The sequence below is a fragment of the Streptomyces ipomoeae 91-03 genome, assembly GCF_000317595.1.
GTDB lineage: Bacteria > Actinomycetota > Actinomycetes > Streptomycetales > Streptomycetaceae > Streptomyces > Streptomyces ipomoeae.
The window spans coordinates 1-14,165 of sequence record NZ_AEJC01000250.1; the positions used below are offsets into that span (position 1 = coordinate 1).

The 14,165-nt window shown below is 69.7% G+C and carries 11 protein-coding genes; 3 read left to right on the forward strand and 8 right to left on the reverse strand.

Annotated elements, in window-relative coordinates:
• The first annotated feature begins 43 nt into the window (after positions 1 to 43).
• Positions 44 to 676 carry a hypothetical protein gene (locus STRIP9103_RS16205; RefSeq protein WP_009313082.1) on the forward strand — a complete coding sequence of 211 codons (633 nt, stop codon included), beginning with the start codon at positions 44 to 46 and terminating at the stop codon, positions 674 to 676.
• Between the two features lie 118 nt (positions 677 to 794).
• On the opposite strand, the gene STRIP9103_RS16210 is transcribed toward STRIP9103_RS16205, so the two are convergent.
• The 5 genes from STRIP9103_RS16210 to STRIP9103_RS16235 all read right to left on the reverse strand — a co-directional run bounded on the left by STRIP9103_RS16210 (position 795) and on the right by STRIP9103_RS16235 (position 7,727).
• Positions 795 to 2,705 carry a tetratricopeptide repeat protein gene (locus STRIP9103_RS16210; protein ID WP_048820396.1) on the reverse strand — a complete coding sequence of 637 codons (1,911 nt, stop codon included), beginning with the start codon at positions 2,703 to 2,705 and terminating at the stop codon, positions 795 to 797.
• Positions 2,706 to 2,892: 187 nt separating this feature from the next.
• Positions 2,893 to 3,759, reverse strand: a complete 867-nt coding sequence (locus STRIP9103_RS16215) for a 5'-methylthioadenosine/S-adenosylhomocysteine nucleosidase (protein ID WP_009313021.1) — start codon at positions 3,757 to 3,759, stop codon at positions 2,893 to 2,895.
• Between the two features lie 799 nt (positions 3,760 to 4,558).
• Positions 4,559 to 5,398 carry a carbohydrate ABC transporter permease gene (locus tag STRIP9103_RS16225; protein WP_009313010.1) on the reverse strand — a complete coding sequence of 280 codons (840 nt, stop codon included), beginning with the start codon at positions 5,396 to 5,398 and terminating at the stop codon, positions 4,559 to 4,561.
• A 5-nt stretch (positions 5,399 to 5,403) separates the two neighbouring features.
• On the reverse strand, positions 5,404 to 6,258 hold the full coding sequence (locus tag STRIP9103_RS16230) for a carbohydrate ABC transporter permease (protein ID WP_048820397.1): 855 nt from the start codon (positions 6,256 to 6,258) through the stop codon (positions 5,404 to 5,406).
• A gap of 68 nt (positions 6,259 to 6,326) precedes the next feature.
• Complete coding sequence (locus tag STRIP9103_RS16235) at positions 6,327 to 7,727, reverse strand: extracellular solute-binding protein (RefSeq protein ID WP_009313086.1); 1,401 nt, start codon at positions 7,725 to 7,727, stop codon at positions 6,327 to 6,329.
• A gap of 215 nt (positions 7,728 to 7,942) precedes the next feature.
• Here STRIP9103_RS16235 and STRIP9103_RS16240 point away from each other — a divergent pair, with 215 nt between their 5' ends.
• Positions 7,943 to 8,509, forward strand: a complete 567-nt coding sequence (locus STRIP9103_RS16240) for a hypothetical protein (protein WP_009312991.1) — start codon at positions 7,943 to 7,945, stop codon at positions 8,507 to 8,509.
• Positions 8,510 to 8,530: 21 nt separating this feature from the next.
• Here STRIP9103_RS16240 and STRIP9103_RS16245 read toward each other — a convergent pair whose 3' ends face one another.
• Both STRIP9103_RS16245 and STRIP9103_RS16250 read right to left on the reverse strand, forming a co-directional pair.
• A complete protein-coding gene (locus tag STRIP9103_RS16245; RefSeq protein WP_009313032.1) occupies positions 8,531 to 9,217 on the reverse strand; it encodes a response regulator in 687 nt (228 codons plus the stop codon).
• Positions 9,214 to 11,001 (reverse strand): sensor histidine kinase, encoded by a 1,788-nt coding sequence (locus tag STRIP9103_RS16250; RefSeq protein WP_009313000.1) that lies wholly within the window; start codon positions 10,999 to 11,001, stop codon positions 9,214 to 9,216. The genes STRIP9103_RS16245 and STRIP9103_RS16250 overlap by 4 nt, the downstream gene beginning before the upstream one ends.
• 368 nt (positions 11,002 to 11,369) lie before the next feature.
• Here STRIP9103_RS16250 and STRIP9103_RS16255 point away from each other — a divergent pair, with 368 nt between their 5' ends.
• Positions 11,370 to 12,755, forward strand: a complete 1,386-nt coding sequence (locus tag STRIP9103_RS16255) for a cation:dicarboxylate symporter family transporter (protein ID WP_009313017.1) — start codon at positions 11,370 to 11,372, stop codon at positions 12,753 to 12,755.
• A gap of 211 nt (positions 12,756 to 12,966) precedes the next feature.
• Here the strand turns inward: STRIP9103_RS16255 and STRIP9103_RS16260 are convergent, their stop codons facing one another.
• The gene (locus STRIP9103_RS16260) at positions 12,967 to 13,998 is read right to left on the reverse strand and encodes a hypothetical protein (RefSeq protein ID WP_009313034.1); all 1,032 of its coding nucleotides are present in this window, start codon (positions 13,996 to 13,998) and stop codon (positions 12,967 to 12,969) included.
• Between the last annotated feature and the right edge of the window lie 167 nt (positions 13,999 to 14,165).

The following is a 14,165-nucleotide window of genomic DNA, read 5'->3' on the forward strand; positions in this document are numbered from 1 at the left end:
ACTCGGAGCCCGAGAGGATGCGCGATCTCGGAGGTGATGCGCGATGAGCGCTCGACCGAACCGTCCGGCGGCGCGGTGGCCCGCGGCGGAATGGTGGGCACCGCTGGTCACGGACCTCGCGGCGATCCAGCGGGGGAGCGCGGGGCTGGGCCTGGTCGTACGCCGGATCTCGCTGGTGGAGGCGACGCCGTATGTGGAGGTGGCGTGGCCGGATGGAGCCGAGGTCGCGTTGAGCCCCGAGCCGGAGGCGGGAGTGCCGGCCCTCCTGGAAACCTTCAGCGTGGCCGGGCCCGTGTCTCCCCCTCCCGCCGACCATGAACACACCCACTGGGCACCCGGCTCCGACGCACCCCCGCTGTTGAAGTACGCCTGGCTGTTGGATGAGCTGGGGAGTGAGAGTGAGGCGTGGTATGCGTATGTGCCGGCACGCGTCGAGCTCCTTGAAATCCGGACCGATGGAGTGGAGACCGTGGACATCGGCGTCGGCCGCCCGGAGCTGAGGGGCGCCATGCGGGTGCGGGTCTCCCTGGCTCGGTACGGGGAAGCCGCGGGCATCGGATATGCCGTGGTGGAGCGGGCGGTCGCGATGGAGAGCTGGGAGACGCCGTCTGCGGGCCCGACCGAGGAGGAGCCGATCGGTGGGCTCCCGACCGGCCTGGTGCCGCTCGTCCCTTGACTGCCGTCGGCGGGGTGACTGGGCGAGGGCGGCTACAGGAGGTGGTCGGCCTTGCCCGCCTTGATGTCCTGGATGAGGGTGCGGGGGCTTCGCGGATGGGGGGTGAGAGCGGGCGGGGTTATTCGAGTTCGGCGGCCCAGGCGCGGGCTTGGGCCGCTTCGGTGGGGGCGTTGGCTCGGGTGTAGGCGTCGGCGGCCTGGAGGTAGTGGTCGCGGGCTTCGGCGGGGCGTTGGGCGTCCTCGTGGGCGATGGCCAGGTTTTGGAGGGCCTCGCCTGCCCGGTACCAGTCCTCGAACTCCTGAAAGATCTCCAGGGCCTTGCCATACGCCTCGACCGCCGCTTCGCCCCGGCCCACCTCCTCCAGAGCGAGGCCGAGGTTGCCCCACGCCATGGCCTGGCCATGGCGGTCGCCGACGTCTCGGTGCAGGTCCCGGGCGCGGGTGTGGGCGTCGACTGCCTCCTCCAATCGGCCCACCTCCCGCAGGGCGAGGCCGATGTTGTTCCATGTCATGGCCTCGCCGTGGCGGTCCCCGACGTTACGGCACAGGTCCCGGGAACGGGCGATGGCGTCGATGGCCTCCTCGCACCGGCCCGCCTTCCACAGGGCGCCGCCGATGTTGTTCCATGCCGTGGCCTCGCCGTGGCGGTCCCCGGCGTCACGGGCCAGGTCCCGGTCGCGGGTGTGGGCGTCGATTGCCTCCTCCAGCCGGCCCACCTCCCGCAGGGCGTTGCCGAGTGCGTCCCACGCCGTGGCCTCGTTGCGGCGATCCCCGGCGCGGCGGGCGGCTTCCTGCGCGGCACGGGAGACGGCGATCCAGTCGTCGAAGTACCGGCGCCACTCGAGATACACGCCCAGGCATTCGGCGAGCCGCACAGCCGTGTCCGCGAACCGCTCCTCCCGCGCCCACAACACTGCCGCCACCAGCCCCGCACGCTCCCCGTCCAGCCAGGCCAATGCCTCTCCCCGGTCTGCAAAGCGCTCCGGCTCCTGACTCCCCGGCAGCCACCGCAACCGGTCATCGGCCGCATCCGCCCAGCGCCAGTAGAACGACAGCACCCGCTCCCGAGCCGCCTCGCCTTCCTCCCGTAAAGCCTCGCTCCTGGCCACGACACCCTCTCCGAACGCCCGTACCAGGTCGTGCAATCGCCACCGAAGCATGGAGACCGATCCCTCGCCGCTTCGGACCGGCGTGACCAGATGCGTGGCAGCCAGGTCTTCCAGCAAGGACAGCGTGGCATCCGTGCCCAGGTCAGCCAGAGCAGTGACCGTCTCAGTGGTCGTCTCCGCACCGGGGGCAAGGGACAGCAGGCGCAGCAACCGGGCCTGATCGGGTGGCAGTCGGCGGTACGAGGTCTCCAGAACCGGTCGGAGCACGAGTGAGCGGCCGTACAGATCCGTACCCGGGCTGCCCTTGTCGAAGACGACGGTCGGGTTCTCCGACTCCTTGATCTCGGCCACCAGTGAGCCGACGGAACGGTACCGGCGTCGGCGGAGCATCGCGGCGGCGATCTCGAGGGCGAGGGGCAAGTGGCCGCAGAGGGCGGTCAGTTCGCGCAGGGCTTCTGACTCCCGCGCCGGACGGTCGTCGCGTTCGTCGCCGTCGTGCAGGGCCCGGGTGATGAGGGTGACCGACTCCTCCGGGGCCAGTGCGTCGAGGTCGATCACGCGTACGGAGGACACGTTCGGATGGTCTCGGGACGTGATCAGGACCCGATGGTGATGCGTGCCGGGCAGCAGGGGGAGGTACTGGGACGGCGCCGAGGCGTTGTCCAGGATCAGCAGCATCCGATCCCGGCGCGCTTCGAGGAGAGCGCGGTACTCGTCGTACTGCCGTGCCGTCGTCGGCGGCAGATCCGGGCCCCGTACACCAAGCGCGTCCAGCAGGGCCAGGACCGCCTGGTCCGCCGTGACCGGGTTGTCGTCGTAGCCGCGCAGGTCCACGAAAAGGGTGCCGCCGGGAAACCAGCCCTGTGCCCGGGCCCGGTGTGCCGCCTCCACCGCGAGCGCTGTCTTGCCGATGCCGCCCATGCCGGTGACGGCGGAGATGAGGAGGGGGAGCGGGGCGGCGGCGTCGTCGTCGTCGGGGGCCGGGGCCAGGCGAGGGAGGAGGCGGGCCAGCTCCGCTGTGCGGCCGGTGAAGCCAGGAGGCCGGGGCGGGAGCGTGGTCGTGGCCACCGGGACCGGGCCGTGGAGGTGGCCGTGAGGCCGGCGGTCGTCAGCGTCCGTTGGACTTGGCGATGAAGGTGCCGTTGAAGGTGCTGTGCCGGAAGTCGAAGTGGTCTCCGCCGTAGACGGCGTTCTCGGTGGTGCGAAAGGGCCCCTCCTTGGAGTCGGAGGTGCCGCCGCCGCGTGGACGGTGTTTGCGGAGGACGGCGACGGCCACCGCGGCGGCCTGTTCGGCGGCCAGTTCCTGGGAGCCGGAGGCGTCGGCCTTGTGTTTGTGGCGGTTGGCTCGGTCGCTGATGCCTCGGATGACGAGGGCGTCCAACTGGCCGTTGAGGTGGGCCGCGTGGGCGGCGCCGGAGCCCTCCATCTCGATGGCGCAGGCGTCGTTGTAGTGGTGGCGGATGTGTTCGGCGAGGGCGGACCTGTCGTCGGCGAGGACGACGTCACCGCATGCGATCGGCTTCAGATGGCCCCGTACGACGTCCGTCATGTCCCGCAGCGCGGAACGAGCCGCCGGCACCAGCCGGCCCGAGCCGTGCCAGACCTCGGGCCGGGCCTGGAAGCCGTCCGGGGTCTGTTTGCCGCCCTGGATGCCGTACACCTTCGTACCGACCACGACGTCACCGATCTCGATGTCGCGCTTCAGGCTGCCCGCGACTCCGACGAAGAGGACGACCTCCGGGCGGAGCCAGCCGACGATCTGTGTGGTGAGCGCGGCGGCGTTCACGGCGCCCTCGCCCAGTTCGGCGATCGCCACCGTCCAGGAGGTGTCCTCGATCCGGCCTCGTTCGACGCGGGGGCCGTCGTCGTGGACGAGTTCCTCGGTGTCCGTGAGGTGCGCGCGGACGGCGTTGTACTCGACGGGGAGAGCGGTGAGTACTACTGCCGTCGTGGGCTGTGTGTCGGGTTTGGGCACCTGTCCAAGGTACTGCCAAGTCCGGTGTCCTGTCGGAGCGTTGGCCTGCGCTGGGGCCGGTTCCATTCCGCCGGTTCCGGGGGGCGGCGATATCGGCGCGAACTCGCCTCCGACGCCGTACCGTTGACCCACGGTGCGGAACGTGGGACGGACGGTCACATGAAGGCGGCGTTGCCTGCGGCCCTGGCCGACGGTGCGGGCGGGGACGCCGGGCGCCGGGCCGTGGCGGAACTGGCGGCGCGAGTGCCGGGGCGGGACGTGGGGGCGTGGGGTGCCGGTGTGGCGGAGTTGCTCGCCGGCGATCCCGAGGTCGCGCGCGCTGTGGTGGCGGCCATGGAGGCGCATGCGCCGGGGAGTGGGGTGGGCTGGTACGGCGGTGATCACATCGACTTCCGGGGTGGGGTTTTTCCGGGGGAGGTCGTCGGCGCCCAGGTTGTGGTGCAGCAGGCCGCCGGGGCGGCTGCCGCGCCGGAGGCCATGGCTTCGCCGCCGCCGAGGCCTGGTGGGTTCACTGGGCGGGGAGTGGAGACGAAGAAGCCGCTGCGGGCGCTTGATCCGGCGGATGTGCCTCGGACGCGGGGGTCCGCGGCGGTCCTGGTCGCCGCTGTGTCCGGGCTCGGGGGTATCGGGAAGACGGCGCTTGCTGTGGAGACCGCGCATCCGGCCCAGGGGAAGGACTGGTTTCCGGGTGGACCGGCTCACCCCCCGAGGCGGTGCTTACACCCGCGCCAACGCACTGGACATGGCCGCCGAAGCTCGCGCCCGAGCTGAAGCCTTGGGACAACGACGTCCCTCCCCCTCACCCCTTGACCGCCCCACCCAACGCGAACCCCCCACCCAACCGCCGAGCCACCAGCACATAAAGCAAAATCACCGGCGTCGAGTAAATGATCGAAAACGCGGCCAATTGCCCGTACGCCACAGTCCCCCGATTCCCGAAGAACTCATTGATGCTCACGGCCGCCGGCATCTGATCCGGCGTGAGGAGCAGCATGAAGGGGACGAAGAAGTTCCCCCACATCATCACGAACGAGAAGACGGTCACCACGGCCACCCCCGGACCCATCAGCGGCAGCACGATCCGTACCAGCGACTGGAGCGACGACGCGCCGTCCGTCCACGCCGCCTCCTCCAACTCCTTCGGTACGCCGTCCATGAAGTTCTTCATCAACCAGATGGCGAACGGGAGTTGGGAGGCGGCGAAGAAGAAGATCGTGCCCTGCATGGTGTCGATGAGGTCGATCTGTACGAACAACGCGTAGACCGGCACCATGATCGCGGTGATCGGCAGGCTCGTGGCGAAGAGGATGGTCAGGAGGAACGGCCTGTTCAGGCGGGATCTGAAGCGGGACAGCGGATATGCCGCGAGTGCCGCGCACACCACCGTCAGCACGGTCGCGCCCCCGCACAGGACCAGGCTGTTCCGCAGCGGCGTGAACGTGATGTCGTCGGTCAGGATCGCGTCGAAGTTGTCGAAGGTGAGGCCGTCGGGGGTCTTCACCCGCAGGTCCGCGTCCGGGTCCACGGAGGACAGCAGCACCCAGGCGAGGGGCAGGACGAACGCGGCGGCGACGACCAGGAGGCCGGCGTCGGCGGCGAGACGGCGAGAACGGCCCACCCGCGTGGCTCGGGCGGTCATGGTGGTCAGACCTCCGTCCGTAGCAGGCGCGTGTAGAGGAGGGAGAAGACGGCGCCGACCAGCAACAGCAGCAGCGCGACGGCCGTGCCGTAACCGATCATGCTCTTCTGGAAGGCCTCCTCGTACATGAAGAGGGGGAGCGTCTGGCTTTTGCCGCCGGGGCCGCCTCTCGTCATCACCCAGATCAGGCCGAAGACGGAGAGGGTCTGAAGGGTGATGAGCATGAGGTTCGTGGCGATGGAGCGGCGGATCATCGGGAGGGTGATGTGCCAGAGGCGGCGCCGGCCCCCGGCTCCGTCCACTTCCGCCGCCTCCGTGATTTCTTTCGGGATTTCGTTCAGGGCGGCCGAGTAGACCAGCATGGAGAATGCGGTGCCGCGCCAGACGTTCGCGAAGGAGACCGCCAGGATGGGGAGGGTGTACAGCCAGTTCTGGGTGGGGAGATGGAGCCATTCCAGGACGGCGTTCAGGGTGCCTTCGCGGCGGAAGAAGGCGTAGAGGAGAAAACCGGCGACCACTTCCGGGAGTACCCATGCCGTGACGACTATTCCGCCGGTGAGGGTGCGGACGGGTTTCGAGGCGCGTTGCATGAGGGCGGCGAGGGCCAGACCCAGGGTGTTCTGGCCGAGCAGGGCCGATACGACGGTGAAGACGAGGGTCAGCCAGACCGCGTTGAGGAATGCCTCGTCCCCGAATGCCGTACGGAAGTTCTCGAAGCCGATGAAGGAGTCCTCGGCCTGGCCGGTGAGTTGGAGGTCGGTGAAGGCGATGTAGGCGCAGTAGGCGATCGGGCCGGCGAGGAAGAGGAGAAGGAGGATGACGGCGGGGGTGAGGGGGAGAGCCCGGGTGAGGGAACGAATGGCGGGGTGAGTGGCTGGGCGAGGGACCGGGTGAGTGGCGGGGCGGGGTGGGGTGGAGGAGCGGGGGCTCACCCTTCGGTCACCTGGTTGTCCGTCGCCGACTTCAGGTCCTCGTCGTATTGTTTCGCCGCGTCCTCGACCGATACGTCACCCGTCGTCACTCCCTCCATGGCCTCCTGTATGGCGGTCGAGACCTTGGGATACGCCGGGTATGCCGGGCGGTAGTGCGTGTGGGGGACGAGGTCCGTGAAGAACTTGATTCCGGGTTGGGCCTTTACGTAGGCGGGGTCCTCGGCGACGTCCTTGCGGACCGCTATCCCGGAGTTGGAGATGTACCACTTCTGCGCGTTCGCCTTCGTCTGCATCGCCCTGATGAACTCGAACGCGAGGTCCGGATTCGCCGCCTTGGACGGGATCGCCCAGGTCCAGCCGCCGGACATGCTCACCTTGCCGGGGGACTGGCCGTGCTGGGTGGGCATGTACGCGAGACCGAGCTTCTCCGACCACTGGGGCCATTCGTGGCCGCTGCCCGGCAGCCAGTCCTGCGGGAGCCAGGAGCCGTCGAGGTTGATGGCGAGTTCGCCCTCGGGGAGGAATTCGCCACGGACCCGGGTCGTGATGTTGGGGTCGAGGGCATCGGAGACCTCCGGGCCGAGTTTTTCCTTGTAGACCGTTTCCACGAAGGTCAGGGCGTCCTTGAAACCCTCGCTCCCCGTGATCCATTTCTTGGACTTCTCGTCGTACAGGGGGTCGGACGTGGAGGCTGTCGCGGTGTCCGTGCCGTAGAGCAGCATTTCGAAGCCCTGCATGGTGGCGGCCTCGCCCGCGGGTTTGCCCGTGTAGACGTTCAGGGGGATGACGTCGGGGACTTTCTCCTTGATCGTGCGGGCGGCGGTCAGGATGTCGTCCCATGTCTTCGGCTGCCAGTCGGCGGGCAGGCCGGCCTTCTCGAAGATCCCCTTGTCGAACCACAGGGCTCGGGTGTCCGTGCCGTCCGGTATTCCGTACGTCTTTCCGTCCTCGGCCTTCGCCGCCGTCTTGGCCGTGTCGATGAACTGGTCCCAGTCCCTCCAGTCGGCCAGGTAACCGTCGAGGGGTTTCAGATATCCGCTCGTGATGTCGGAGTTGATCAGGAACGTGTCCTCGTAGACCAGGTCCGGGGCCGTCTTCGGGGACCGGAGCATCTGCTGGACCTTTGTGTAGTACTCCGAGTCCGGGGCCTTGATCGGGACGAGTTCCACCTTCTTGCCGGGGTTCGCCTTCTCGAACTGCTTCTTGATGTCGGCGAGGAAGGTGTCCATGACGCGGATCGAGTTGTCCGTGGACTGTTTGAACGAGACCTTCAGGGTGTTCGGGTCACTGCCGGAGCTGCCGCCGCAGGCGGTGAGCGCTGTCGCTGCGGTTGCCGTGAGGGCGAGGAGGAGAGGGAGTCGGGCGATTCGGCGGGGGTGGGGTGCGGTGGGGCGCACGGGCACGACCTCCTGCTGGCTACGTCGCTGTGGCCTTGGGTGGTGCCCGGTGACGGTAAGGGGGGTGGTCTGGTCAGGTCAATGCGTCTGCGGCGGCTTTGAGGTGGTGGGCGCCCCATTAAGGTGCTTCTCTTCGGGGTACTTCCCCCTGTACCGCCAAGTGGCCTGCGCGGCGGCCACATTGGGGCCGGGCGGGGACGAGACAGGGGGACAGGGTGTCGGAGGAGGAGCGGGACGGGGGTGTCTCCGTCGGGCAGTTGTTGATCGTCGAGTACCAGACCGTCAAGGACGAGCAGAAGACCCGTATCGGTTTTCGGGACAACCTCCTCTACGTCACCCTCACCGTCCTCGCCGCCGTCATCGCGGCCACCGCCCAGGCCAGGCAGCCCGCCATGCTGCTCGCGCTGCCGCCCGTCTGTGTCGTGCTCGGGTGGACCTACCTCGTCAACGACGAGAAGATCTCCGCGATCGGGGCGTACGTGCGGGGCGATCTCGGGCCGCGGCTGGCACGGCTCGCCGGTGCGGAGAAGGTTTTCGACTGGGAAGTGGCCCATCGGTCCGACGCCCGGCGGCGTTCCCGGAAGACCATCCAGTGCGGGATCGATCTGCTGGCCTTCTGTGTCGTCCCGTTCGCCGGGCTGCTCGTCTACTGGGTGAGCGGCAGGACCAGTCCAGGGCTTGTCGTGCTCTCCGTCGTCGAGGCGATCACGGTTGTGGGGTTGGGGGTCCAGGTCGTCCTCTACGCCGGGCCCGTCAGCCGATCGCGCCCCCGGCGCCCCTGATCCTCCTCGACTCGGCCGTTCCTACTGCCCCTTCCCCCACCGGTACACCAACTCCGGCCGCCCCACCTGCCCGTACTGCGGTTGCCGTCTTGCCTGACCGGCGTCCACCAAGTGCTCCAGATACCGCCTCGCCGTGATCCGGGAGATGCCCACCGCCTCGGCGATACCGGCCGCGGTCAGGCCCTCGCCCGCGTCCCGCAGCGCCACCGTCACCCGCTCCAACGTCGGCGCGCTCAACCCCTTCGGGAGGGCCGCCGGGCCCGGCGCGCGAAGGGACGCCAGTGCGCGGTCCACCTCGTCCTGGCCGCTCGCCTCGCCCGCCGCCGCGTGGAACTCGGCATAGCGAACCAGGCGGTCCCGCAGCGTCGCGAACGTGAACGGCTTCAGGACGTACTGCACGACCCCCAGCGATACGCCCTCCCGCACCACCGTCAGGTCCCGCGCCGACGTCACCGCTATCACGTCCGCGTGGTAGCCGGCGGCACGCAGCGAGCGGGCCAGTTGCAGGCCGTGGACGTCCGGCAGGTGCAGGTCGAGCAACAGCAGGTCCACCGGTGTGCGGTCCAGCGCGCGCCGCGCCTCCGAGCCCGTGTGGGCCTTGCCGACCGCTGTGAAACCGGGGACACGGCCGACGTACATCATGTGGGCGTCGGCCGCCACGGGGTCGTCCTCCACGACCAGGACTCTGATGGGGTCCGACTGGGTCATGAGCGGTCGCCTCCCGAGGCAGAGGGCGCGGTGGGCGCGGTCGTCACCGGCTGAACGGTCGTTTGGGCGGCTGACCCGGCCGGACGCACGGACTCGGTGACCGGCGTCGTGCGCAACGGCAGACGGACCTCGAACTGCGCGCCGCCCCCGGGCGCCTCCGACACCGTCAGCGTGCCCTCGTGGCGGCGGGTCACCTGTCGTACGAGGGCGAGGCCCAGGCCTCTGCCACCGGGGCCCGCCGGTTTCGTCGAGAAGCCGCGTTCGAAGACGGCCTCGGCGTGGGCGGGGTCGACGCCGCTGCCCGTGTCGGCGACCCTCAGCACCAGCGTGGAGGCCCCCGGGGGCCCCGAGACCCTGTCGGAGGCATCCGTTGTCTCCGACGTGCCGGGCACCTCCGATGTCCCCGGGGCATCCGGCCCATCCGTGTACGCGGTCACCGTCACCCGCGCCCCCACCGTCCCCTGTGCCGCGTCCACCGCGTTGTCGATCAGGTTGCCCAGGACCGTGACCAGGTCCCTCGCCGACAACGACTCCGGTAGCAAGCCGTCGTCCATGCGGCTGTCTTCCGAAACCACCAGTTCCACGCCCCGCTCGTTCGCCTGAGCCGTCTTCCCCAGCAACAGCGCCGCAAGCACCGGCTCCGTCACCGCCGCCACCACCTGGTCGGTCAGCGCCTGGGCCAGTTCCAGTTCGGCCGTGGCGAAGTCGACCGCCTCGTCCGCCCGGCCCAGCTCGATGAGGGAGACGACCGTGTGGAGACGGTTCGCCGCCTCGTGCGCCTGTGACCGCAACGCCTGTGTGAAGCCGCGTTCGGAGTTCAGCTCACCCATCAGGGACTGGAGTTCGGTGACGTCCCGGAGGGTGACCACCGTGCCTCGGCGCTCGCCGCCGGACACGGGGGAGGTGTTGACGACCAGGACCCGGTCCGCCGTGAGGTGGACCTCGTCCACGCGGGGCTCCGACGCCAGCAGCGCGCCCGTCAGGGGAGCGGGCAGGCCCAGTTCGGCGACCGAGCGGCCCACCACGTCGTCCGTCACGCCCAGCAGTTCCCGCGCGCCGTCGTTGATCAGCGCCACCCGGTACTGGCCGTCGAGCATGACCAGGCCCTCGCGCACGGCGTGGAGGGCGGCCTGGTGGTAGTCGTGCATGTTGCTGAGTTCGGCGGCGTTCATGTTGTGGGTGTGGCGGCGGAGGCGGGCGTTGACGATGTACGTGCCGAGGCCGCCGAGGGCCAGGGCGCCGGCGGCGACGCCCATCAGGGCCGTCAGCTGGTCCTGGACCCGGTCGCTGATCGCCTGGACCTTGATGCCAGCGCTGACCAGGCCGATGACCTCGCCGTTCTCCGTGATCGGGGTGACCGCGCGGACGGACGGGCCGAGGGTGCCCGTGTAGGTCTCGGTGAAGGACTCGCCCTTCTGGGCCTTCTCGATGTGGCCCACGAAGCGCTGCCCTATCCGCGCCTTCACCGGGTGCGTCCAGCGGATGCCGTCGGGGGTCATGATCGTCACGAAGTCGACGCCGGCGTGCTGCTGGACCTCGGTGGCGAACGGCTGGAGCCGGTCGGTCGGGTCGTCGGTGTGTATCGCGTCCCGTACGGAGGGCGCGTCGGCGACCGTGGCCGCCACCGCCAGGGCCTGGCGGCCCGCCGCCTCCTCCGCCTGGGAGCGGTCGCTGATGTACGTGAACAGCGCGTACCCGGCGAGGACGGCCGCGATCAGCACGGCCTGCACGGCGAAGAGCTGGCCGGCCAGGCTGCGGGGGCGGGGGAAGCGGGGCACGCGCATGCGAACAGTCTGCCTCTCCACGTGAGCGCGAACTAAATGAACGTAAGGGTGACCGCCCTCACAGGGCGGGAGATAGTCACCCCAATGAAACGGGAGCGTCACCCCCGAGCCGTAGGGGCCCGGCTCCCCCATCAGGGAGCCACCCGCTCCCGCCACCGGGAGCCAGCTCCCACTCAGGGAGCACCCGCTCCCGCCCGCCGGGAGCCCCGCTCCCCACCAGGGAGCACCCGCTTCCGCCCGGGACCCCACTCCCGCATTCTCGGGAGACCGTCTCCCCCCCCGGAGACCGTCTTCCTCCACCCCACCGGACGTGAGCCGCACGCCGGGAGAGCCGACAGCCGACGACGTCGTCGACGAGGAGGGCAGCCGTGGCCAGCACCACCAATACGGCACCTACAGCACCCGCCGCCAGGCGGGACCGCACGCACTACCTGTACATTGCCGTGATCGTGGCCGTGGCCCTCGGTATCGCCGTGGGTCTCATCGCCCCCGACTTCGCGGTCGAGCTGAAGCCCATCGGTACCGGCTTCGTGAACCTGATCAAGATGATGATCTCCCCGATCATCTTCTGCACGATCGTGCTGGGCATCGGTTCCGTACGGAAGGCCGCCAAGGTCGGCGCGGTCGGCGGTATCGCGCTGGTCTACTTCCTGATCATGTCGCTGGTCGCCCTCGCGATCGGTCTGGTCGTCGGCAACATCGTCGAACCCGGCACGGGTCTCGCGGTCACCGACGCGATCAAGGAGACCGGTCAGGCGCAGGTGTCGGCCGAGGCCAAGGACACCACCGAGTTCCTGCTCGGCATCATCCCGACCACGATCGTCTCCGCCTTCACCGGCGGCGAGGTCCTCCAGACCCTGCTCATCGCCCTCCTCGCCGGCTTCGCGCTCCAGGCCATGGGCAACGCCGGCCAGCCGATCCTGCGCGGCATCGAGCACATCCAGCGTCTCGTCTTCCGCATCCTCGCCATGGTGATGTGGGCCGCCCCGATCGGTGCCTTCGGTGCCATCGCGGCCGTGACCGGTTCCGCCGGCCTCGACGCGCTCAAGAGCCTCGCCGTGCTGATGCTCGGCTTCTACATCACCTGCTTCCTCTTCGTCTTCATCGTCCTCGGCGCGCTGCTGAAGGTCGTCTCCGGCCTGAACGTCTTCTCGCTCTTCAAGTACCTCGGCCGTGAGTTCCTGCTGATCCTGTCCACCTCCTCCTCCGAGTCCGCGCTGCCGCGCCTCATCGCGAAGATGGAGCACCTGGGTGTCAGCAAGCCCGTCGTCGGTATCACCGTCCCGACCGGTTACTCCTTCAACCTCGACGGCACCATGATCTACATGACCATGGCGTCCCTCTTCATCGCCGACGCCATGGGTACGCCGATGGCGATCGGTGAGCAGGTCGCGCTGCTGCTCTTCCTGCTGGTCGCCTCCAAGGGCGCGGCGGGCGTCACCGGCGCCGGCCTCGCGACCCTCGCCGGTGGTCTTCAGTCCCACAAGCCCGCCCTCGTGGACGGCGTCGGCCTCATCGTCGGCATCGACCGCTTCATGAGCGAGGCCCGCGCCCTCACCAACTTCGCGGGCAACGCCGTCGCCACGGTCCTCATCGGTACATGGACCAAGGAGATCGACCGGGCCCGGGTCGACCAGGTGCTCGCCGGGCAGCTGCCCTTCGACGAGAAGACGCTGCTGGACGACCACGGGGCCGTGCCGGAGGCGGACACCGACGCCGAGCCGGACGGTGAGAAGACTCTCGCCAAGGCGTGACGCTCCACGAGGGGCGCCGAGGGTAGCGCCGCGGGTCCACGTCCCACGGCTCCGAGAACGCCGTACGGCCGGGTCCTCCCCCCCCGTAGACCCGGCCGTACGGTCTCCGCACCACCTGAACAACTGCACAGCTCCCCAGAACACCGAGCGGCCAGGTCCTCCCCCTATTGACCTGGCCGCTCGGCCTTTTCGTGGTCACTGCGTCACTGCGTCACTGAACGCTGATCCGGTGGGGATGGGCCACCGGATCGGTCGGGCAGATGAAGACGTAGCCGGTGCCCGTGCGGCCGACCATGACCTGGGTCGGGGTTTTGACGTCGCGCATCGGCAGGGTGACACCCCGGTCCTCCATCGGCGTCCAGCTGGACTCCCGGCCGTCCCACTCATAGCTGTCGATGGCCAGGAGCAGTTCCATCGGGGTGGCGCAGTCGGCGCAGTTCATGGGGTACGGGTCCGTGAGGTGCCAGGACGCGTAGCCGCCGACCTTCCAGCCCTCGGTGATGGAGAGGTCGTACTGGTAGAGGTCGCCGTCGGCGTCCCACTCGTCGATCGCGTCGCGCAGGTCGGGCGGGAGGAGGTCGGCGTACTGGTACTCCGTCACCTGCTCGGGGTGCAGGACGCAGGGCTCGGGTACATAGCCGTCGAAGCCGACCACCTCGGGTTCGGGCTGTGGGGTGTCCAGTACGGCGGTCGCGTCGGTGACGGCGCCGGAGTCCCGCCAGTGCAGCCGGAGCGACATGCCGTGCAGGAGTCCGCCGGGCGCGCTGTGGGCGTCGAACGGGCACCAGAAGAGCTGGAGGAGGTCGCGGTCGGCGGGGCCGGCGGTCAGGTCGGGGATGTCGCGTCGGTAGAGCTGGGCGAGGCCGATCATCGGGATGGGGGCGGTGTCCGGGAGGTCGGGCACGCGGTGTCGTCGCTGGAGTTCGGTGAGGAGTTCGCGCTCTTCGTCGGTCGGGCCGGGGCGTTCGCCCGGGGCGGGGGTGCGGGCCCAGGCCGCCGCGAGGACCCGCCGGTAGCGCCGGATGTTCTCGGGGCGCCGTCCGCTGTCGCGCTTGTGCGGCTCCGTGCACATCGGCCACGGCTCGTCGGCCGGCCACAACAACGGCCCGCCCACCGAAGAGTCCCGCACGGTCGGACTCCCGGGGCGCGGGTGCAGCCGGGTCGTCGTTCGGCGGTGGTCGGCCAGCGCGGGGAAGAGCACCTCCACGTCGACGGGGCGGGGCGGTGTCGTACGACTGCTCATCGGTCCTCTCAGCGGTGCACTCTTCGGGGCAGGGGCAGGGGCAGGGGCAGGGGCAGGGGCAGGGGCAGGGGGGCAAGGGGCAGGGACCCCTCAGTCTCGTCGGTCGCCCGACCGGCGCTCCCTTCGGCCCCCCGGCCGGTCATCCCGTCGGCCTTCCGGCCGGCCCC